Below are 21,673 nucleotides of genomic sequence, written 5' to 3'. Positions count from 1 at the left end.
TACGATCATTCAGTTTTTGCTTGATCAAATGAAGCCAACCACAATTGACTCTTTTGCATTTCATCTTTCAGCCAGTCTCTAAACACCAACTTCCGAATATCATCCTCAAAAGGTTGAGCTGATAATAAGTGATAAGCGGAGCCATCAGCATACACAGCTGTCAGCCGATCCAGCATTTGATATTTTATTTCCCGCTCAACCATATAAGCTGAAACCACAGTCGCGCCCAAGCCAGCCAAACAAGCCTCTATACACAAATAAAAATGCTCCAGAGATGACCGTTTTAAATTCTTCAATTGTTCGGGGTGCTGCTGCTTAAACTGTTGCCATAATTTTGGCCTAGACTTTGAGATAAACACTTGTGTCGCTGCTGCATGGCCACTCTTCCCTATTACACCTAACATCTGCTCATCTGCAATTTTTTCGCTATACAGTGCAGCATCCCAATCGAAGTCATCCCGCCTTAAAGCCAAGTCAATGTTCTGCGATGAAAAATCTACGACTCCACCACCCGTCAATAAACTGACTTCAAACTCAGGATAAAGCTGCATAAAGTGTAACAATCGAGGAATCAGCCATTTCATTGCAAGTGTGGGTTCACAAGAAAGAGTTAAGCTCTTTTGCGCTTTGCTATGCTGCTGTAATTGCAATACGCACTGATATATTTGTTGAAATACCTGCTGGCAGCATTCAAACAGCACTTCTCCTTCTGAGGTTAAAGTTAATTTTCTGGCTTCTCGTATAAATAACACCAAGCCTAAGCTTTCTTCCAAGTTTTTAAGCTGCTTACTCACCGCACTTTGCGTCACAAATAGCTTGTCCGCAGCAACCGTCACACTTTCAAAACGTGCTACATAATAAAAAAACTTGAGTGAATTCAAAGACAGTCGTTCAATCATTCCAAAAACTCATGTATAGCAAGAATTAACTTCAATTTTAAATATAGCAAGAATATGAAAAATATAAAAAATCTTTAATACATCAATCTAGGAATAGATGAGTGAATGAAATCATAACCGTTGGCTTAGTCACGATACTTGCCGTCATCAGTCCAGGTGCAGACTTTGCCCTAGTGACTCGAAACAGCTATCTCTATGGACGGAATTTAGGGTTATATACAGCTTGCGGTATTGCTTGTGGTGTATGGGTCCACATTAGCTATAGTTTAATTGGACTCACTTTTTTACAACAATATCTTCCGAGTTTAATTCATTTGATCCAATATCTCGGTGCCAGCTATTTGATTTATATCGGTTACAAAACATTTACCCAAAGCCCAGTCAATTTAGATGTGAAGAGCTTAGATATAACCGATTGGCAAGCATTCAAACAGGGCTTTTTAACCAATAGCCTGAATCCCAAAACCACACTCTTTGTGATCAGTATTTTTGTGCAAATCATGACACCAGAAAATAACAGTGCGAAGCTATTCGCCTACAGCATTTTCATGTCGGGAACTCATCTGCTTTGGTTTGGACTTATTGCACTTTTCTGCTCCGCGCCCAAGATTAGAAATAAAATTCTAGCCAAGCAAATCCACATCAACCGAACGATTGGCATTGTCTTGGGTGCATTAGGGCTGAGTTTATTTTTTACTACTTTTTAAACGATTCATTCAAAAAACTTGGAGCAAAAATTCAGCAATAAAAAACGTCCTCTCGGGACGTTTTAATATTGAATCTGCTATGTGATATATGAGCTACCCTTGCAGTCGCTCAAAATATCGATCACGCTGGTGTGTGATACATCAAATAAAGTTCATTTAAATTATTTGGAATTTCTTCCGCTAATTCATCCATCAACTGACCATTACGGCGGAATGATTCCATTTGTGGATCTTCTTCATCAATACCGCTGAACACCATCACTGGAAGTGTTAAGTCAATCAACTGCTCTTCAAACTCTGGTGCAAACCATGCATCTTCATTTAAGAACATTGCATCAACGAAGCCCACACTCCAATCACCAAGACTAGATTCGACACTTGCCTCTTCGATTTCAAATGGAAATTCGATTCCATTTTCATTCGCTAAATCTTGGCGAATAGAGTCTAACCATGCATGGATTTGCTCAATAATTTCAGCAGGTAATTTCTTCTGGTTGCTCTCAAAAAGCTCATCTAACCAACGATCAAATTTTGGTCCAACCGCAATCGCGCACAAAAAGCCATGAGTCGCTGCGAAATCTAGACCATATTCGTTTTGATCACCGTCAAGATAATTACTTAATAAGTCTAAATCTAACGTGCTCATTCTTTATCCAACTTCAAAAATACATCGGCAACAGCATAACATTTTCAGGCGCAAAGTCTCAGCAATTTTGCTTAGTCTTCGTCACCGAGGTCATCGTCGTCGAAATCATAATCAAAATCTTTTAATTCTCGCTCTAAACGACGTTGAGCCAAGAGATCATCGATCAAACGGCGCTTTTCTAATGATTCTTTGGCAGTAATTTTTCCAGATGACTCATCAAAACCTGCATCATCTTCACCATAGTTATCATCATCTAATTCAAAATCTGTAGAAGACACTAAGTACCTCTAATGAAAAAATATAAATGGGTCTAGCCGCTATTTATCGGTCTTCACGAACCTTGTCAAGTTTTATTTGTTTTTTTTGCTATAAAATGATGTTTTGTACTTTTTTTCATCAGTTTTTTTGTGTATTTATAATCTAAGGACAACAGCAATCAAAAAAGTTCTGCAATCAGGATCAACAGCTTGAAAAATTATGACTTAACCCCATATTCAAGGAACGAACGTGAAATCAAAGCTATTTTTATTTTAAAGTTAACGGATCGAATCCAAAACATTCATCGTGAATTGTGCTATCATGCACGGTTTTTCACCGCCCCAGATTCAACAAAAGAGTAAGCAAAGATGAGCGATATGAATTCCCCTACTTCGCAAGTAGCGGCTCTGATTAGCCGAGGCAAAGAGCAAGGTTATTTAACTTACGCTGAGGTTAACGATCATCTACCAGACTCAATTACGGAAAGTGAGCAGATTGAAGACATCATTCAGATGCTTCAAGACGTTGGTATTCCAGTGCATGAACGTGCGCCAGAAACTGACGACACCATGTTTGGTGAATCAACTGAAGCGGCCGATGAGGTTGCTGAGGAAGAAGCTGCTGCCGTATTAGCATCGGTTGAAAGTGAGCCTGGTCGTACCACTGACCCTGTCCGTATGTATATGCGTGAAATGGGTACGGTTGAACTTCTTACGCGTGAAGGCGAAATTAGCATTGCAAAACGTATCGAAGAAGGTATTCGTGACGTTTTACATTCGATTGCTTACTGGCCAAATGCGGTTGAAGTTGTTTTACAAGAATATAATGACTTTTTAACAGGTGAGCGTCGTCTTGCCGATATTCTCTCTGGCTATTTAGATCCAGAATCTGATGAAGAAATTCCTGAAGTTCTTGAAGAAGAAGCTGAGCTTGAAGAAGATGATGAAAAATCTCCATCTAAAGCGAAAGATGTCAAACTTGATGATGATGACGAAGAAGAAGAGTCTGAAGGTGATGATGATTCTGAAGGTGACTCTGGTCCAGACCCTGAAATTGCAAAAGCACGTTTCACTGAGCTAGAAAACGCTTGGAATGAGACTAAAGCAATCATCGCAAAACATGGCCGTAACAGTGCTGAAGCGGATGCTGCGCTTGAGTCGCTTGCTGCTGTGTTCATGATGTTCAAATTCACACCTCGTTTATTTGAAATCATTTCAGAAATGATTCGTGGTACTCATGAACAAATCCGTTCAAACGAACGTGAAATCATGCGTTATGCAGTACGTCGTGGCCGTATGGATCGTAATCAGTTCCGTCTTAGCTTCCCTGAGCAAGAATCAAATCTAGCTTGGTTAGATGAGCAGATTGCAAAAGCACCTGCTGAAACCAAAGGGCATTTAGAAAAAGTTCGTCCTGATGTATTGGCATTCCAACAAAAGATTGCTGATATTGAGAAAGATCTTGGTCTAAACGTTAAAGATATCAAAGATATCTCTAAACGTATGACAGTTGGTGAAGCAAAAGCACGTCGTGCCAAGAAAGAGATGGTTGAAGCAAACTTACGTTTGGTAATTTCGATTGCGAAGAAATACACCAACCGTGGCTTGCAATTCCTCGATCTAATTCAAGAAGGTAACATCGGTTTGATGAAAGCCGTAGACAAGTTTGAATACCGTCGTGGTTATAAATTCTCGACCTATGCAACTTGGTGGATTCGTCAGGCGATCACACGTTCGATTGCAGACCAAGCACGTACCATTCGTATTCCAGTACACATGATTGAGACAATCAACAAGATCAACCGTGTTTCTCGTCAACTTCTTCAAGAAATGGGCCGTGAACCAACTCCTGAAGAATTAGGCGAACGTCTGGAAATGGACGAAGTTAAAGTTCGTAAAGTACTTAAAATCGCAAAAGAACCAATTTCGATGGAAACACCGATTGGTGATGATGAAGATTCGCATCTTGGTGACTTCATTGAAGATGGCAACATCACTTCTCCAATTGATGCTGCAACTTCGGAAGGCTTAAAAGAAGCGACGCGTGAAGTACTTGAAAACTTAACTGAACGTGAAGCAAAAGTATTGAAAATGCGTTTTGGTATTGATATGCCAACCGATCATACTTTAGAAGAAGTTGGTAAACAGTTTGATGTAACACGTGAACGTATTCGTCAGATTGAAGCGAAAGCATTACGTAAACTTCGCCACCCTTCTCGTTCAGAACACTTACGTTCTTTCTTGGAAAATGACTAATATTTGGGATATCTTGAGTGAGGGTTAAAGCCCTTACTTAAGACTTGAAGTTCAACACTTCATCCCCATTTATGTATTAGATCAAAAGCGCCTGCACTGATGCAGGCGTTTCAAATTAAGAGGTTGCTCATGTTAGACCGCACTCCTTCTCGTGAATTGCAAGAACATCTTTGGGTTTTCCCGATGGACTATCCGATCAAATTGATTGGTAATGCAGGGGATGAACTTCGAGTGGCTGTTGTTGATATTTTGCAGAAGCACTTCCCTGAATTTGATGGCGACACAGTGAAAGTTCAGCCGTCTCGTACAGGCAAATACCACTCTTTAACGGCACAATTACGCTTTGAAGAGCTGGAACAAGTTCATGCCTTATACGCTGATCTTGCAGCCTGTCCTTTAATTAAGACAGCGCTTTAATAAAGAAGTCCAAAATACGAAAGTGTTTTGGATTTTTTTTTGCACTAAAAAATAAGCTTCAACATTTTGATAAATAGCTATTTATCTTCCCCAAATCATTACATAATTAAGCTATTGACCATTTAAAAACTGTAAAGGATGTTCTGTTGTAATGAGTGCTGTAAAACCAACTTTAATCATTCGTTGTTTCAATGATCTACAAGATTACACGACGCGTTTTGAAGCAATGAAAGACTTCACAACTAATCGTGATGAAAACACCCCTGATGAAGTCTGGTTATTACAACACCAAGATGTCTTGACCCAAGGCCAAGCAGGTAAAGCAGAACACATCCTTATGCACAGTAATCTTCCAATTGTTCATACTGATCGTGGCGGTCAGGTCACTTGGCATGGCAAAGGCCAACTGGTGGCCTATTTCCTTTTGGATCTCAATCGCTTGAAGTGGCATGTCCGTACTTTGGTCAGTTTTGCAGAACAAGCTATGATTGATCTGCTCAAACAGTACAATATCGATGCTTACGCCAAACCAGATGCACCTGGGGTATATGTAGATGGGCGTAAAATTGGTTCACTCGGTTTTAAAATTCGTCGTGGTCGTAGTTATCATGGTCTTGCCCTGAATATTGACTGTGACTTAACTGGCTTTCAAACCATTAACCCATGCGGGTATGCAGGTTTAGAAATGGTGCGCCTGCAAGACTTACTTGAAGATTACCCAAGCTTTGAACAGCTCTGTGATACTTTCATTACTTATTTAAAAAATACCGATTTGTTTAATGACCTTGTAGTCAAATCTGAATAATTTACTTTTCAATTCTAATAAAATAAATTAGAGTAAATACTCTAAATTAGCTTTTGCATAATTTTAACAAGGGATACGCAAGTGATTTCAACCAAAGCAGTGAAGCCCACGTTGCAATTTGCCTACGTCAAACTCATGATGGATGTTGTGGGTCGTGGCCTCGTGATGGCAAGCCAAGTGGATGATGAAGTACAACAGGAAGTGTCGAAGTTTCCTGTTGGTTTTATCCTTTCAATGAATGTTTTCCCAAATGGACCTGCATTTGTTGCTCGAGTAACCGAAGAAAAACAATTAGAGCTATTGTCCAACTACAAAGGCAAGCCTGATTTAACCATTACCTTCAAGCATTTAACCCACGCCTTTTTGGTATTTTCTTTCCAAGAAAGTACGGCACAAGCCTTTGCCAATGACCGTATGATTGCTGATGGAGATGTTTCAAGCGCCATCCGTCTGGTGCGTTGCTTGAATAAAATGGAAGCCCTGATTTTACCTAAGCTAATCGCTTCACTTGCAGTCAAGCGCTACCCTGCTGAATTAACATTAAAAGAAAAATTCACGGGTGCAAAAAATATTTATCTTAAAGTCGCAAAATCATATCTGAAACGGAGCGCATAACATGGCTAAGCCTTATTACGAGTTTTTCTGTCCTGTAAAAGTCATTGCTGGTAACGCTGCCTTAGAGCATATCCCGTTTGAACTTGCGACGCTTGGCGCAAAACGCCCAATGATCATTACCGATAAAGGCGTACGTGCTAATGGTTTACTTAGCCCAATCGAAGCAGCTTTTAGTACAACTGATGCTGTAATTGGTGCGATCTTTGATGATGTTCCACCTGATTCTAGCTTGGAAGTCGTTCGCTTAGCAGCAGAACTTTACCGCCAGAAAAAATGTGATGCGATCATTGCGATTGGTGGTGGCTCAGTCATCGATACCTCTAAAGCGACCAATATCTTGGTGTCTGAAGGTGGTGATGATCTACTGCAATATTCAGGTGCTCATAACCTGCCAAAACCACTTAAACCTTTTTTCGTAATTCCAACGACTTCAGGTACTGGTTCAGAAGTAACTATGGTGGCTGTGGTTTCGGATACGCAACGCAATGTAAAACTGGCTTTTGCCTCGTATTACTTAATGCCGCATGCCGCGATTCTTGATCCACGCATGACCCAGACTTTACCACCACATCTGACCGCCATGACTGGAATGGATGCATTAACTCATTGCGTGGAAGCTTATACTTGCTTAGCAGCAAATCCACTGAGTGATGCTTATGCCAGTGCAGGGATTAAGAAGATCAGTGAAAATCTCTTTAAAGTATTAGACAATCCAAGTGATGCACAAGGCCGTTTAGAATTGGCTCAGGCATCCACTATGGCGGGTATTGCTTTCTCTAATTCAATGGTGGGTTTAGTTCATTCATTGGGTCATGCGCTTGGTGCAGTTGCACATCTGCCCCACGGCTTATGCATGAACTTATTCCTGCCATACGTGCTGGAATACAACAAAGAGATTAATGGCGACAAGATCGGTGAGTTACTGTTGCCACTCGCGGGTGCAGATATTTATGCACAAACTCCTGCAAACTTACGTGCAGACAAAGCAATTGCGACGATTTTAGCAATGCGTGATCGTCTTTTCAGCCTGACCAAACTGCCACGTACATTACGTGAAACAGGTAAAGTCACTGAAGCACAGCTTGATGAAGTTGCGGATAAAGCATTGAATGATGGTTCCATCATTTACAACCCGAAAGAAGCAAACTTGCAAGACATTCGTGCAATCTTGCAAAAAGCATGGTAATACATTGAGTTAAATCAAGTATTCCTGCGTAAAAGCCTCGATATTGATTGAATATCGGGGCTTTTCGTTTTTAAGTGAATCTTTATTCATCTATTTCTTTACCCAATTGGCAAAAAAATTGCTAAAAAAAGCATAAAAGTACTGACAATTTATAGTGTTTTAGGATAGATTGGCGCACTTTCGTTTTTTGTACGGGGGATCGTTTTTGTCTCAAACGATCCTTAACACTATGGCTGATCTTTGATCAACGATTATGAGGATAACGCCGTTGACAAATTTATCTGGGACTCAACCAACAGCGAAGCTTCAAAAGAATCTTGTGCTTTGGCACATCATCATTATTGGCTTAGCTTATATTCAACCATTAACTTTATTTGATACGTTTGGTTTAGTATCTGAAAGAAGTGGTGGTCATGTACCGACTTCCTACATATTTGCCTTAGTTGCAATTCTTTTAACGTCGATCAGTTATGGTCACATGATTCGTCGTTATCCGTCTTCTGGTTCTGCATATACCTATGCCCAAAAGTCGATTCACCCTAATGTTGGTTTTATGGTGGGTTGGTCTTCATGGTTAGATTATTTGCTCTCTCCTCTGGTGAATATCATCCTTGCTGATATTTATTTGAGAGCATTATTCCCAGAAGTGAACAACTGGATTTGGGTGATTGGTTTAACCGTCCTGATGACGGTGATCAACCTGTTTGGTGCACGTTTTGTTGCGCGTTTTAACAGTACCATTGTGGTGATCCAGCTTGGTGTGATTTTCTACTTTGTGTATCAGGTCTATATCCTGCTCACACAAGGGGTTTATGCCGATGGCACGCTGAATCCAGACAAAGCTGAATTATGGTCACTTGCGCCATTCTGGAATGAAATGACCTCTGTCGGGGCTTTAATTGCAGGAGCAACCGTTCTATGCTTCTCATTTACTGGTTTTGATGCGCTTTCTTCACTTGCAGAAGAAACCAAAGATGCTGAAAAAACTTTGCCACGCGCAATTTTCACTACAGCATTGGTTGCGGGTATCATCTTCATTGTCAGCACATACTTTATTCAGCTTTACTTCCCAAGTAATCCGAGTACTTACTTCAACCCACTGGACGAGTCTCAGCCAGTTATGGTTGCAGCGATTGGTAGCCTTGCATTTAAGACCATGGTTTTATACTTTGCAGTCGTGGCAGTGATGGCATCTGGTATTTCGGCACATGCAGGTGTATCGCGTTTAATGTATGTGATGGGTCGTGATGGCGTGATCAATAAGAAGTTATTCGGTCATATTAGTCCACGTTTGCATACACCAACTTACAACATCTTGATTGTAGGTGTTGTTGCATTGTCTGCTGGTTTCCTTGATCTTGAGCATATCGTGAACTTGATTAGCTTCGGTGCTTTAACTGCATTTAGCTTTGTTAACTTCTCGGTGATTTCTCGCTACGCGTTGCGAGATGGCAAGAACAAGACACCAAAAGACATTATCAGTTACATCATCATTCCTACACTGGGTTTCGCCAGCGTGTTTATGATGTGGTTAGAAATTGATAAATTGGCTTTACAGATTGGTCTGGCTTGGGCAGTAATCGGTGTCGGTTATCTTGCTTATAAGACTAAAGGCTTCAAATACAATGCGCCACAGCATAATGAATTTGATGACAGACATTAATCTGATGAGGTAATAAAAAAGGCGCTGAATGCGCCTTTTTTATGGCTTGAAAATTTAGCCATGCAGCTTTTCGACAATCGATTTCACACGTTGTGCATAAAGTTTCGCTGTTTCCAAGTCCCCTGTTGGGATCTCATCGGTACTGGCATCTGATGGTGATTGAACCAACAAACCTACAGAGCCACCTAAATTGTTCACATCTTCACGTTTCGCATTTTTGGTATTGGCAGGTAACAAACCTAAGCTCACCCAAATCCCGCCATGCTGTGAAGCCAAAGTTTGTAACTGAATCAAGGTCACTTGCTTATCACCATTCAAGCTCGCGCTATTGGTAAAGCCTGCAAAGACTTTATCCTGCCAGCCACGGGTAAACCAGATTTTTGAAGAAGCGTCGGCAAACTTTTTAAATTGCCAAGGGGCTGCCGCCATATAAGTTGGCGCTCCAAACACAATACCTTGTGCCTCATTTAAAGTCTGCCAGTCTTGCTCGGTAATCTCACCATTCTGATCAATTTCAATTAATGATGCGTCAATCGCACCCGCAAAAGTTTCAGCAACCACTTTGGTATGGCCATAGCCAGAGAAGTAAACAACCGCAATTTGTGTCATGAGAGTATCCAAAATTTTTCAAAAGTTCGATTTAATGATATATTTTAGAAACTAGGTGTCAATTAGTTACCAGATGGTAACTAGGGACATTCAATTGGGAATTTGAGGGTTTTAGCTATGAATCAGGCATTAAAATATGATATTTATCAACAACATTGCCCTGCTCGGTTATTTTTTGAAAAAATTGCAGACAAATGGGTACTGATGATCATCAATGTCCTTGCGCGAGAAACCCAACATTTCAATTTACTCAAAAAAAGCATTCAAGGCATTTCACCTAAAGTGTTATCTCAAAAACTAAAAATGCTGGAACGCGATGGTTTTATTGAAAGACAAGTACAAAATACTGCGCCGATTCGAGTAGATTATTCACTCACCGCACTCGGTTTAGAAGTCGCAAAAATGGCGTATCAACTCAAAGATTGGGCTGAAAGTAATATCGAACAAGTCATTTATGCTCAACAACGATTTGATTCAATTCAAGAAGAATAAATGAGACGATATAGTGAGGTTCATATGTATCCACAACCTTTAATTGCAGTTGCAGATGTTGAGAAAACCAGTCAGTGGTATCAAACAATACTTGGTTTAGAAAGTGGTCATGGCGGCAAAGACTATGAACAGTTGCTATATGAACAGCGTATGGTGTTGCAACTGCATCAATGGCAAGCGCATGAACATCCACATATTGGTGATCCCAAACGAGTGATTGGGAATGGAGTTTTATTGTGGTTTGAAAGCAATCAATTTGATGAGATTGTACAAAAGCTACAAACCCATCAAGTTGAAATTTTAGAAGGCCCTAAATATAACCCCAACGCGCATCATCGCGAAATTTGGTTTAAAGACCCAAATGGCTATACGCTAGTTGTCGCAAGTCCATATGGCGATCTTTGATTAGAGTTGTTTAAAACCTTGCTGTCTCCACGCTTCGTACACAATCACGGCCGTCGCATTGGAAAGGTTTAAACTTCTTGAATTTTCAGCCATTGGTAAACGAATCCACTGCTCTTGTGGGAACATGAGACGTACCTGCTCTGGTAAACCTCGGGTTTCAGGCCCCATCAATAAGGCAACTGGACGATTCAGATCAACGGTATGCGGTGTTGCTGAACCTTTAGTAGTAAGCGGGAAAACATGCTCCACCCCCTTGGCTTTTAAATCAGCAAGACAAAGTTCGATATTGTCCCAAATTTGCATTCTCGCCCATTCATGGTAATCCAAACCTGCACGTTTCAACTTCTTATCATCCAGCTCAAAGCCTAAAGGCTTGACCAAATGGAGTTGCGCACCTGTATTGGCACATAGACGAATGATATTACCTGTATTCGCTGGAATCTCAGGTTCGTATAGGACGACATGAATCACAAATTTTCTCTACTTTTCATAATCCCTCCTAGCCTCCCTTTGAAAAAGGGAGGAACTCCTCTCTTTTTTAAAGAGGTGAGGAGCGGTTATAGCTCCGCAAGGAGGGATTCTATTGCCATTTTAACTGTTCACGTAGGCTCACCACTTCACCAATAATAGTTAAAGTCGGCGCTACGATCTGATGTTCAGATACTTTGGTCGCGATATCCGCCAATGTACCCACCACCACTTTCTGATCAGGGGTTGTTCCTTTAGAAATTAAGGCCACAGGCATAGTTGGACGTTGACCATGTGCAATCAATTGCTCACAAATGCGTTCCAAACCGACCAAGCCCATGTATAACACCAAAGTTTGGTTTTCATACACCAGTTCATTCCAAGGTAACTCAGGTGAGCCTTCTTTTAAATGACCTGTCAGGAAACGTACACTTTGCGCATAATCACGATGTGTCAGTGGAATACCTGCATAGGCAGAACAACCTGAAGCTGCGGTAATGCCCGGAACAACTTGGAAAGTCACATTGGCTTCCACCAATTCCTGAATTTCCTCTCCACCACGGCCAAAGATAAAGGGATCTCCGCCTTTTAAACGGCAAACACGTTTACCTTGCTGTGCATATTCCACCAATAAAGCATTGATACCATCTTGTGGAACCGAATGATTAGAACGCGCTTTACCGACATAAATCTTTTCAGCATCACGGCGACACAATTCCAAGATGGGCACAGATACTAAGCGATCGTAAATCACTACATCGGCTTGCTGCATTAAACGCAAGGCTTTTAAGGTCAAAAGCTCAGGATCGCCCGGCCCCGCGCCGACCAAATACACCTCACCTTTCGGTGCAGTCCATTCAGTCAAAGCTTGTTGAATCAGATCATTGGCGACATCAATATTGTCATTGAAAACCTGTTCTTTCAGCGGACTGGCGTACAAGTTTTCCCAAAAAATACGACGCTCATCTGGATTGGCAATTTTGGCTTTCACTTGCTTACGCCATTGTCCCGAAAACTCAGCCAGTTTGCCCATGCCATGCGGCACAATGGTTTCGATCTGAGTACGTAGCTGTCTAGATAAAACAGGTGATGCACCATTGGAGGCAACCGAAATCACCAAGGGCGAACGATCAATAATCGCAGGCACCATAAAACGGCAATGCGGAATATCATCGACACTGTTGACCAACAGATTACGCTGTTCGCACTGTTCAAATACCGCTTTATTGACATCAGGCTGGTCTGTCGCAGCAATCACTAAGCGATAAGCTGTTGCCAGAATATTTTCAGAAAAAGGATCTTGAATATATTGCCCTGCCGATTGCTCAACAAGTTGACGTAATTCAGTAATGATGTCTGGTGCAATCACATCAACAATTGCACCGGCTTTGACGAGCAGGTTTGCTTTGCGGTAGGCGATATGCCCACCACCCACAATCAGACAACGTTGCTGCTGCAACTTTAAAGAGATTGGGAAAATTTCCACGTCACGCCTCTATATTTTCAATCTGATTGAGCTAAAGCAAAAACTATGCACAAAATCAATGCAAAGTTTAGTCGATGTAGCTAACACCGCCCATATATGGACGTAAAACTTCTGGAATCTCGATTGAACCATCAGCGCGTTGATAGTTTTCCATCACTGCAAGTAAGGTACGACCAACTGCCAAACCTGAACCATTCAAGGTATGCACCAATTCGATCTTCTTCTGATCAACACGGTAGCGTGCTTTCATGCGGCGTGCTTGGAAATCGCCCACATTTGAGCAGCTTGAGATTTCACGATAGGTATCTTGGCTCGGCACCCATACTTCTAAGTCATACGTTTTAACTGCACCGAAGCCCATGTCACCACCACAGAGCAAAATCTTACGGTACGGTAAGCCTAATGCCTGCAAAATGCCCTCTGCGTGTGCAGTCAACTCTTCAAGTGCCTGCATAGAGTGCTCTGGTTTTACGATTTGCACCATTTCGACCTTGTCGAATTGATGTTGACGAATCAAACCACGGGTATCACGACCATAAGAACCTGCTTCACTGCGGAAACATGGCGTGTGTGCAGAATATTTCAGTGGTAAACGATCCGCATCAATAATTTCATCACGAACGAAGTTCGTTACTGGCACTTCAGCGGTTGGAATCAGGTAATACTCTTTTTCACCTTGTAGCTTGAACAAATCTTCTTCAAACTTAGGGAGCTGACCTGTACCACGTAAGCTGTCTGCATTGACCAAATACGGTACATAAGCTTCGGTATAACCATTTTTAAGCGTATGTGTATCGAGCATGAACTGGGCTAAAGCACGTTGTAAACGTGCCAAAGGTCCTTTCAATACGCTGAAACGTGAACCTGTCAATTTAGTCGCTGTTTCAAATTCCAGACCACCCATCATTTCACCAAGATCGGTATGGTCTTTGATTTCGAAATCAAACTGGCGTGGTGTACCCCACTTCAAGATTTCAAGGTTATCGCTTTCATCTTTACCAAAAGGGACTGATTCATCTGGCAGGTTTGGAATTGCGAGAGACTTCTGCTCAAGCTCAGCTTGCAACTCAGCCAAAGCTACTTCTGCGGCTTTAATTTCATCACCAATGGCCGCCATACGCGCCATGATCTCAGAAGCATCTCCACCTGATTTTTTAATTTGACCGACTTGCTTGGCACCTGCATTACGCTCTGCTTGTAAGTTTTCAGCTTTGGATTGCAAATCTTTACGGCGAGCTTCTAAATCAGCCCACTCTTGTACATTTAGCTGAATACCACGTTTTGCCAAAGCAGCATTGACTGCTTCAATATTATTTCTGAGTAATTTTGGGTCGATCATAATCAATCATGAATAGAGAAAAAACTGGCTATAGTGTAAGGCTTTAACCTAAAAAAATACAGCGCTTGCGCAGCATCTACACATCATATGTAAATGCTGCACCCAAACTAGTTCGGATCTTTTGGCAGACTTGGTAAGTATTCTGCTTTTACAAACTGCTTGGCAGCATAATATGGCAGCGTCAATTCACTCATACCTTCCGCATAGGAAGCCAATTCATACAATGGATAGACGAAGACAATGCCGTTCACGCCATAGTAATAGTTATCACTGACCTGTAATTGCTCTTTTTTAATGTTGTGGTCTTCCAACCAGTTTTGATTGGATGCATACAGTTCATCACGCAGTTTGGTATTCATATCGGGTTTAAGCAACTCACTGACCGTGATATGTTTTTTATTGGTCAAATCAAAATTCACAAATTCTTGATGTGACATCCCATGTGCAGCACCTGCAGAATATGAATAGGTCTGAATCGCAAAAGTCGCTAAGTTATAGTTTTGCCCAACAAAGCGCACATAAGTACTGCTTTCACTTTGTGATGCTTCATCCGCAGGAACTTTTACTTTTTGATCCGCAATATTCGAAAATGCATTCGGTTCCGCTTTTTTCATCCGATTCACGAAATATTCATCAATCCATTTCTGATTGGTTTCAACTGTTTGTAAATCATAATTGGTACAACCATCTTCCAAACAGACTTTTTGTTTTGGAATTTTAACTGTCACCACTTTTGCATGAATCAATGGAATATCCACTTTTTCAGTTGCCGCTGCGGTATCTTTTTTAGGTTGGCAACCTGCGAGCGCAACAACAGTCAGGATTGGAAGAAGTGGAATAATTTTTGATAATTGTGAAGTATTCATCGTCATGCAAGTCTCTGATGTTTTTCTTCACTATACAAAGCCTTGCCCTGAGATGAAATTAAAAAATGTATCCAAGCTTCACATAAAAAAGCCGCAACATGTGCGGCTTTTAAATTAATTAAACAATTACTGATCAATAATATCGGTACCCTTAGGCGGTGTGAAATTAAACACCGATGCTGGAATCGCCTGATTCGCCTTAATATTACTGAAACGGACATACGTGGTTTGACCTAAAGAGTCTTGTAATACCATCAAATTCGGTGCTTTATTACCACCAAAACTAATGGTTAAACTTTGGAATGCACCATCTTCCTGTTTTGGATATAGGGTGTAATACAGTTTAGTACGATCAGGCTGAGTCACACGATAGGACTGCATGATCTGATTGGTATTGCCTGATAACAATAATGCAGGCGTATTGGCAATTTGATCATCCAAACTTTGACGAACAGCTTGCTGTAAGTCTGGATCATAAATCCAAACTACTTTACCTGTGGTCACAATGGTTTGTTTGGCCGGACTGGTGGTTTCCCAATAAAATTTCCCAGGACGTTCAACTTTCATGGTCCCTTTGAACGTCTGATTCATATGTTGAGCAGTTAAGCCCTTTTTCTGTGCGACTTTATTACTATTACTAGGTGCAACTTTTGTAGTTTGTTCAAAATCTGCGGTGAATCGTTGCAAGCCAGATAACTGTTGAACCAAACTTGTGGTCGCTTGCTGAGCCGATGCAGCTACAGGTGCAGCGAATACCTGACTACTCACAACTGGAGCAAGTGTCATTGCACTTAACGTTGCAGCATAAGCCATTTTTTTTACGAAATTCATAAAAACAACCTTCTATCAGATTTCTACTGGTATGACGACATCTTACTGTTTTTGATCATTAAAAAAATGAAGAAAAGCAACGGTTTTGTGTAATTCGTGTCGCAAAGTTCTGCATTATGTATGAAGTTGCAGCCTTTATGTAGAGATTGTAAGGATGAAATTCAACTTTTCGACCATTCACCAATTAAGGACTTCAATGTCAGATCAGAGAAATTATTCATCAACAATGCTCTAGACGAAAAATAAGAGTTTGATAACCTAAAACCAATAATTTAAAAAGCATCATCCATGAAAAGCCTTGCCTTTATCCACCGTAATGACACTCGATTTGCGATTGGCGATTTTTATCCCGCCCTGTCAGTCTTTTCTTATCAGGAACTAGGGAATACCACTTCCCCATTCTTGCTTTTAGACCATATCGGACCTGGGCGTTTGCCACCTAAAAGCACTAAAAAAGGTGTCAATGAACATCCGCATCGTGGTTTTGAAACCGTCACCTTTGTTTTTGCGGGTGAACTGCAACATCAAGACTCAACAGGAAGTGGTGGTGTGATCAGCCAAGGTGATGTGCAATGGATGACTGCTGCATCGGGTATACAACATATTGAACATTTCAGCCCTGAATTTCGTGAGCAAGGCGGATTCTTTGAAATGGTGCAATTGTGGGTCAATCTACCCGCCAAAGATAAAATGTCTGCGCCACATTATCAAAGCTTGCTGAACCACAATATCCCAAAAGTCATACTCAAAAATGATGCAGGCTATGTTCGTATCGTGGCAGGACAATTTCAGAATACACAGGGTATTGCCCAAACCTTTAGCCCAATGCATGTATTTGATGTCCATCTGGCAAAAGGACAGCACCTTATACTCCCCGCCAGTCATGGTGACAGTACCTTACTTTATTTACGTAATGGAAAGCTTCAATTCTCTGCTGATGAAGAAGTTTTAGAAGAACAAGCTTTGGCAATCATGTCCAGTTTCGACAATGATGTAGCAATTACCGCATTAGAAAATTGCGATCTATTATTTTTATCCGCCCCACCATTACAAGAGCCGATCAACGGGCATGGCTTTTTTGTTATGAACAGTTATGAAGAAATTCTGCAGGCCTATGACGATTTAAAAACAGGGCAATTTGGAAAACCATAAAATTTCCCAACTTAAAATCCAGCAGACATAAAAAAACCCGCTAAAAGCGGGTTTTTCGAACTATTAAAACTTAAGCTTCAACAGTTACATAGCGACGGCCAAATTGACCTTTCACTTCAAATTTTACTACGCCGTCAGCAGTAGCAAATAAAGTATGGTCACGGCCCATACCAACATTTGCACCAGCGTGGAACTCAGTACCACGTTGACGAACGATGATGTTACCAGCAGTTACAGTTTGACCACCGTAAACTTTAACACCTAACATCTTAGGATTCGAATCACGACCGTTCTTCGTCGATCCACCGGCTTTTTTAGTTGCCATGTCTATTTACTCCTCGTGTTAGCCTGCGATACCAGTAATTTTCAACTCGGTAAACCATTGACGGTGACCTTGTTGCTTACGGTAATGTTTACGACGACGCATTTTGATAATGCGGATTTTGTCGTGACGACCATGGCCAACTACTTCTGCAGTTACTTTTGCGCCAGCTACAACTGGAGCACCGATTTGAATGTTGTCACCGTTAACAACCATTAATACGTCATCAAACGTAATAGTCGCGCCAGTTTCAGCTTTCAATAATTCTACTTTAAGGGTTTCACCCTCAACAACACGGTGCTGTTTACCACCGCTTTGGATTACTGCGTACATATGTACTCCAACTTGCCCGTGTCTTCGTGCCGATAAAGGGATATATCGATCTTAAGACGAACGCCACTGGGGTTATTCAAGGGGACAAATTTTAAGTGAAAATTGATCAAACAACAAGTTATTTTGCACAAATGCACACATAATGATAACTTGCTTGGATTTTCAAGTAAAATCAATTAGATTGATGGCGAACTGTTTTGCTTGATTTGCATCAAAATTTGAAATAGTTTCTTGAAAACAAATTGTGACATATAACAAGCTGTGTTTTTACAGCGCCATAAGTAAAGTCAAGATACACGATGAGGACTTTACTTTTTTCTGTCTAATTTAAAACCAAAGAGCTCAGCATTATGTTTTAAATGGCAGATTAGACAGGTTGTATAACTGTTTAGTCACAGATTAATTGATACACTTGGCAACATTACTCACCTGTACGAGGTTTTCCTTCATATGGTTATCGATTTTAAGCAAGACATTCTTTCTCCAGTTGCGACAGATTTTGCTGCGATGGATCACCTGATCAATGAAGGAATTAGCTCTAAAGTTGGTTTAGTTATGTCGGTGAGTAAACATGTTGTTGAAGCGGGTGGCAAACGCATGCGCCCGATCATGTGCTTACTTGCAGCGCGTGCCTGTGGTTTAGCCAATATGCAACAAGCACAGCATTTAGCTGCTGTAATTGAAATGTTACATACTGCGACCTTAGTGCATGATGATGTCGTAGACGAATCAAGCCTACGCCGTGGTCGCCCAACCGCAAATGCAACTTGGAACAACCAAACTGCAGTTTTAGTTGGTGACTTCCTAATCTCACGAGCTTTTGATTTATTGGTCGACTTAAACAACATGACCTTATTAAAAGATTTCTCGACAGGAACCTGTGAAATTGCGGAAGGTGAAGTACTCCAACTGCAGTCCCAGCATCAACCAGAAACGACTGAAGAAACCTATCTCCGAATTATTCATGGGAAAACCTCTCGTTTATTTGAACTTGCGACGGAAGGCGCTGCAATTTTAGCGGGAGCCGAAGAATATCGTGAACCTTTACGCCGCTTTGCAGGTCATTTTGGTAATGCCTTTCAGATTATCGACGATATTTTAGATTACACCTCTGATGCAGAAACATTAGGTAAAAATATTGGCGATGATTTAATGGAAGGTAAACCAACTTTACCTTTAATTTCAGCATTAGCCCATTCAACGGGTGAAGATCATGCGATCATTCATCGTAGTATCGCAACAGGCGGTGTTGAACATTTAGATAAAGTGATCGAGATTGTTCATCACTCGGGCGGCTTAGATTACTGTCAAAAACGTGCCCAACAAGAAACGGATGCTGCTTTAGAGGCGTTAAAAGCGCTACCAGATAATGAATATCGCCAAGCACTTGTTAATTTGACCTTAATGGCCTTACATCGACTTCAATAATTTTCTGAGTGCCTATGCATTTAACATTATCTGATCTTTTTCAAACATGCAGGAACAGCTGGATCAACCGCAAGCTGTTCTTGATGAAAACCTATTGATCGAGCTGGTCAATCGTATACGACCAAAAAATCCGAATGATGCAGATGAAGTCAAACAGCGTATTCATGCACTGATCAAAATATTATTGCTCACCCCGACTTCGGCAATACTACTGCAAAACTTTTTACTTAAGCTGATTAGCCAATATAAACAGTTGAGCTTATATGCCGATAGCGGCATTCTTTCGCTTGATGGTTTTTGGAACCAATTGAGCCAACGTCTGGGTGCACATTTTCTACCTTTAGTGGAGGATGGCCAACAACTGAAAACATTGATTGGAAAAGTGTTCCATCAAGAAAATGACAGTGAATGGTTAGATCTCATCGAGAATCAAGACTGGATTACGCTCTTCAATCTATTGGGTGAAAGCCAAAGCAATACCCGAGAAAAACAAGTTTCAAAAAATGAGCTGATTAAAGCCATTACGGTACTATCTTACCGCATTAGTGGTATTGGCCTATATCCTGAGTTTATTAATGCGCAACCCGAAATTACTGAATATGAATCCCCTTTTCTGGTTCAAAACCGAGAAATTGTAGAGTTCATCGAAAAATATAAAAAACAAATTGATGATCAAGATGCAGTCGTTGTATTGCCGCCACCCGATGCATCTCAAGCATTTGTCATGCTGGATCAGTGCCGTGAAGTGGTACTGAAAATTCGCCGTGCGACAAAGCGAATTGGTGTCAGTATTAGCTTGACCTATTTATTGTCGCTATTAGAACAAGCCATTGATCGTATCGAACTACTGCTAACTTTATTGGCCAGTAAAAATGACGCCCGATATACCGCATTGGGTGAACTCATCACGGATTTGACCAAGGCGCACTACAATGAAAAAAGTGTCCGCCATTTGTTAACTTCGACCAGTGAACTGATCGCCTTACAGGTGACCGAGAATGCCAGTAAAACAGGCGAACATTATGTAAGTACCGACAAAGCTGGCTTCTTTGGTATGTACAAAGCGGCCGCAGGTGCAGGTGCGATTATTGCCACCATGGCAACGCTGAAAATTTTAACAGCCCGCTTGGTACTCGCACCGTTTGGACATGCCTTTTTATACAGCATGAACTACGCACTTGGCTTTATGTTGATTCATGTTCTACATTTTACGGTTGCAACCAAACAGCCTGCGATGACTGCGGCTGCACTTGCCTCGACAGTACAACAGCAGAAAGGCAGCAAGACTGCGCAAATTGCAGAACTCGCGGCATTGATTATTAATATTATCCGTACCCAGTTTATTGCGATCTTAGGCAACATCTCGATTGCGATTCCAACCGCAGCCCTGATCACCTTTCTATGGCAATACAATCTCGGTGAACCGCTGCTCAATCATGCTAAATCAGCCGCATTGCTACATAGTCTCAACCCCTTTACCTCTTTAGCTATTCCTCATGCAGCAATTGCAGGCGTCTGTTTGTTCTTTTCTGGGTTAATTGCAGGTTATTTCGATAACTTGGCGGTTTACCGTAAAGTCGGTCCGCGCCTAAAACAACATCGACGTTTAAAACGCTGGATGGGACAACAACGCTTAGATAAATTCGCTGCTTATATTGAGACTAATCTTGGTGCATTAGCGGGGAACTTTTTATTCGGGATCATGCTTGGCAGTATGGGCACGATTGGATTTATCCTAGGCTTGCCTTTGGATATCCGTCATATTGCCTTTGCTTCTGCCAATTTCATTCAAGGTTTGATGACCATTGGTGGCCCTGATATTGGTTTAATTTTAGTGTCATTCTTAGGTGTTATGCTGATCGGCTTAACCAACTTATTTGTGAGCTTTACCTTGACGATTATTGTTGCTCTACGCGCACGTCGTGTTCGTTTTGCACAATGGAAGCCTTTAGCCAAGTTAGTGACAACGCATTTCTTGACTCGACCAAGTGATTTTTTCTGGCCGCCTAAGCAACCCGTAGAAGTTGAAGAGCAAAGCAAAAACGCATCTTCACATCACTAACTTTGTACAGAAAAAACCGCGAAGTACAAGTCTAACATTTGAACTATTTTTACGTATAATCAATCTACCAAAAATAGTTCAAATGGGTTGGTATTCCCAGCGTCTATTGTTCAATAGATCACTTCTCAGCCATGGTATCCCCTTTACACAAGGAGATACGATGACGCGAGTCCGTATCTCGATTTGAATGATAGAGATCAAAACAATGCTGCTATATCACTAACTACCTAAGAATTTTATGATGTATTTTGAATAAATGGTTTGTTTTTTACTTTAGCTTAATCATGTTATATGGCAGATATTCTGACTTGCATGATAAAGCGAACAGCTGGAAAACAGCTTCTTTCAATAAATGCATAGATCTATTTAAAATGAGATATACATCAAATTTTGTTATGTTTTTTTACTAGACCTTAAAAAAACATAAAA

Annotated in this window: 22 protein-coding genes and 1 pseudogene; 12 read left to right on the top strand and 11 right to left on the bottom strand. The window is 41.1% G+C overall.

The annotated features are described in order from the left end of the window. Positions 1-5: 5 nt before the first annotated feature. A complete protein-coding gene (locus FPL17_RS18580; RefSeq protein WP_159886727.1) occupies positions 6-899 on the bottom strand; it encodes a LysR family transcriptional regulator in 894 nt (297 codons plus the stop codon). Positions 900-1,000: 101 nt separating this feature from the next. On the opposite strand from FPL17_RS18580, the gene FPL17_RS18575 reads away from it, so the two are divergent. After that, positions 1,001-1,606 carry a LysE family translocator gene (locus tag FPL17_RS18575; RefSeq protein ID WP_159886725.1) on the top strand — a complete coding sequence of 202 codons (606 nt, stop codon included), beginning with the start codon at positions 1,001-1,003 and terminating at the stop codon, positions 1,604-1,606. Between the two features lie 121 nt (positions 1,607-1,727). On the opposite strand, the gene FPL17_RS18570 is transcribed toward FPL17_RS18575, so the two are convergent. After that, entirely contained in the window at positions 1,728-2,252 is a 525-nt protein-coding gene (locus FPL17_RS18570) for a YecA/YgfB family protein (protein WP_005150330.1), read from the bottom strand. A 71-nt stretch (positions 2,253-2,323) separates the two neighbouring features. Next, positions 2,324-2,530 (bottom strand): PA3496 family putative envelope integrity protein, encoded by a 207-nt coding sequence (locus FPL17_RS18565; protein WP_005150329.1) that lies wholly within the window; start codon positions 2,528-2,530, stop codon positions 2,324-2,326. Positions 2,531-2,878: 348 nt separating this feature from the next. Between FPL17_RS18565 and rpoD the strand changes: the two genes are divergently transcribed. The 6 genes from rpoD to FPL17_RS18535 all read left to right on the top strand — a co-directional run bounded on the left by rpoD (position 2,879) and on the right by FPL17_RS18535 (position 9,451). After that, on the top strand, positions 2,879-4,765 hold the full coding sequence (gene rpoD, locus FPL17_RS18560; protein ID WP_159886723.1) for an RNA polymerase sigma factor RpoD: 1,887 nt from the start codon (positions 2,879-2,881) through the stop codon (positions 4,763-4,765). Positions 4,766-4,894: 129 nt separating this feature from the next. Continuing rightward, the gene (locus tag FPL17_RS18555; RefSeq protein WP_004652212.1) at positions 4,895-5,182 is read left to right on the top strand and encodes a YbeD family protein; all 288 of its coding nucleotides are present in this window, start codon (positions 4,895-4,897) and stop codon (positions 5,180-5,182) included. Between the two features lie 151 nt (positions 5,183-5,333). Continuing rightward, positions 5,334-5,987, top strand: coding sequence for a lipoyl(octanoyl) transferase LipB (gene lipB / locus FPL17_RS18550; protein ID WP_151715020.1), 654 nt, complete (start codon positions 5,334-5,336; stop codon positions 5,985-5,987). An 81-nt stretch (positions 5,988-6,068) separates the two neighbouring features. After that, positions 6,069-6,602 (top strand): hypothetical protein, encoded by a 534-nt coding sequence (locus FPL17_RS18545; protein WP_004652214.1) that lies wholly within the window; start codon positions 6,069-6,071, stop codon positions 6,600-6,602. A 1-nt stretch (position 6,603) separates the two neighbouring features. After that, entirely contained in the window at positions 6,604-7,788 is a 1,185-nt protein-coding gene (locus FPL17_RS18540; RefSeq protein ID WP_005192586.1) for an iron-containing alcohol dehydrogenase, read from the top strand. Between the two features lie 268 nt (positions 7,789-8,056). Beyond that, the gene (locus FPL17_RS18535; protein ID WP_005192588.1) at positions 8,057-9,451 is read left to right on the top strand and encodes an APC family permease; all 1,395 of its coding nucleotides are present in this window, start codon (positions 8,057-8,059) and stop codon (positions 9,449-9,451) included. Between the two features lie 54 nt (positions 9,452-9,505). Here FPL17_RS18535 and FPL17_RS18530 read toward each other — a convergent pair whose 3' ends face one another. Next, positions 9,506-10,060 carry a flavodoxin family protein gene (locus tag FPL17_RS18530; protein WP_005192590.1) on the bottom strand — a complete coding sequence of 185 codons (555 nt, stop codon included), beginning with the start codon at positions 10,058-10,060 and terminating at the stop codon, positions 9,506-9,508. 117 nt (positions 10,061-10,177) lie between these two features. Here FPL17_RS18530 and FPL17_RS18525 point away from each other — a divergent pair, with 117 nt between their 5' ends. Both FPL17_RS18525 and FPL17_RS18520 read left to right on the top strand, forming a co-directional pair. Further along, the gene (locus FPL17_RS18525; RefSeq protein ID WP_159886721.1) at positions 10,178-10,552 is read left to right on the top strand and encodes a winged helix-turn-helix transcriptional regulator; all 375 of its coding nucleotides are present in this window, start codon (positions 10,178-10,180) and stop codon (positions 10,550-10,552) included. A gap of 24 nt (positions 10,553-10,576) precedes the next feature. Next, complete coding sequence (locus FPL17_RS18520; protein ID WP_151715025.1) at positions 10,577-10,957, top strand: VOC family protein; 381 nt, start codon at positions 10,577-10,579, stop codon at positions 10,955-10,957. On the opposite strand, the gene FPL17_RS18515 is transcribed toward FPL17_RS18520, so the two are convergent. The 5 genes from FPL17_RS18515 to lolA all read right to left on the bottom strand — a co-directional run bounded on the left by FPL17_RS18515 (position 10,958) and on the right by lolA (position 15,947). After that, on the bottom strand, positions 10,958-11,428 hold the full coding sequence (locus tag FPL17_RS18515) for a tRNA (cytidine(34)-2'-O)-methyltransferase (RefSeq protein ID WP_004669235.1): 471 nt from the start codon (positions 11,426-11,428) through the stop codon (positions 10,958-10,960). A gap of 109 nt (positions 11,429-11,537) precedes the next feature. Next, a complete protein-coding gene (cysG, locus tag FPL17_RS18510; protein ID WP_159886719.1) occupies positions 11,538-12,911 on the bottom strand; it encodes a siroheme synthase CysG in 1,374 nt (457 codons plus the stop codon). A 67-nt stretch (positions 12,912-12,978) separates the two neighbouring features. After that, positions 12,979-14,250, bottom strand: coding sequence for a serine--tRNA ligase (gene serS, locus FPL17_RS18505; RefSeq protein WP_005205904.1), 1,272 nt, complete (start codon positions 14,248-14,250; stop codon positions 12,979-12,981). 107 nt (positions 14,251-14,357) lie between these two features. Then, on the bottom strand, positions 14,358-15,122 hold the full coding sequence (locus tag FPL17_RS18500) for an RsiV family protein (RefSeq protein ID WP_151715027.1): 765 nt from the start codon (positions 15,120-15,122) through the stop codon (positions 14,358-14,360). A gap of 120 nt (positions 15,123-15,242) precedes the next feature. Further along, a complete protein-coding gene (gene lolA / locus FPL17_RS18495; protein WP_005192597.1) occupies positions 15,243-15,947 on the bottom strand; it encodes an outer membrane lipoprotein periplasmic chaperone LolA in 705 nt (234 codons plus the stop codon). Positions 15,948-16,235: 288 nt separating this feature from the next. Between lolA and FPL17_RS18490 the strand changes: the two genes are divergently transcribed. Beyond that, on the top strand, positions 16,236-17,099 hold the full coding sequence (locus FPL17_RS18490; protein WP_151715028.1) for a pirin family protein: 864 nt from the start codon (positions 16,236-16,238) through the stop codon (positions 17,097-17,099). 70 nt (positions 17,100-17,169) lie between these two features. On the opposite strand, the gene rpmA is transcribed toward FPL17_RS18490, so the two are convergent. Together rpmA and rplU are read right to left on the bottom strand one after the other, a co-directional pair. Further along, positions 17,170-17,424: a 50S ribosomal protein L27 gene (gene rpmA / locus FPL17_RS18485; RefSeq protein WP_004640422.1), complete on the bottom strand. Its 255-nt coding sequence runs from the start codon at positions 17,422-17,424 to the stop codon at positions 17,170-17,172. An 18-nt stretch (positions 17,425-17,442) separates the two neighbouring features. Further along, positions 17,443-17,754 carry a 50S ribosomal protein L21 gene (rplU, locus tag FPL17_RS18480; RefSeq protein ID WP_004652230.1) on the bottom strand — a complete coding sequence of 104 codons (312 nt, stop codon included), beginning with the start codon at positions 17,752-17,754 and terminating at the stop codon, positions 17,443-17,445. 450 nt (positions 17,755-18,204) lie between these two features. On the opposite strand from rplU, the gene sdsA reads away from it, so the two are divergent. Continuing rightward, the gene (gene sdsA / locus FPL17_RS18475) at positions 18,205-19,182 is read left to right on the top strand and encodes an All-trans-nonaprenyl-diphosphate synthase (RefSeq protein ID WP_005192602.1); all 978 of its coding nucleotides are present in this window, start codon (positions 18,205-18,207) and stop codon (positions 19,180-19,182) included. A gap of 14 nt (positions 19,183-19,196) precedes the next feature. Continuing rightward, a pseudogene (locus FPL17_RS18470) lies at positions 19,197-21,244 on the top strand (site-specific recombinase). Positions 21,245-21,673 lie beyond the last annotated feature (429 nt).

This window comes from Acinetobacter dispersus (assembly GCF_009884975.1).
GTDB classification, from domain to species: Bacteria; Pseudomonadota; Gammaproteobacteria; order Pseudomonadales; family Moraxellaceae; genus Acinetobacter; species Acinetobacter dispersus.
This window is presented reverse-complemented; position numbering and strand designations above follow the sequence as displayed.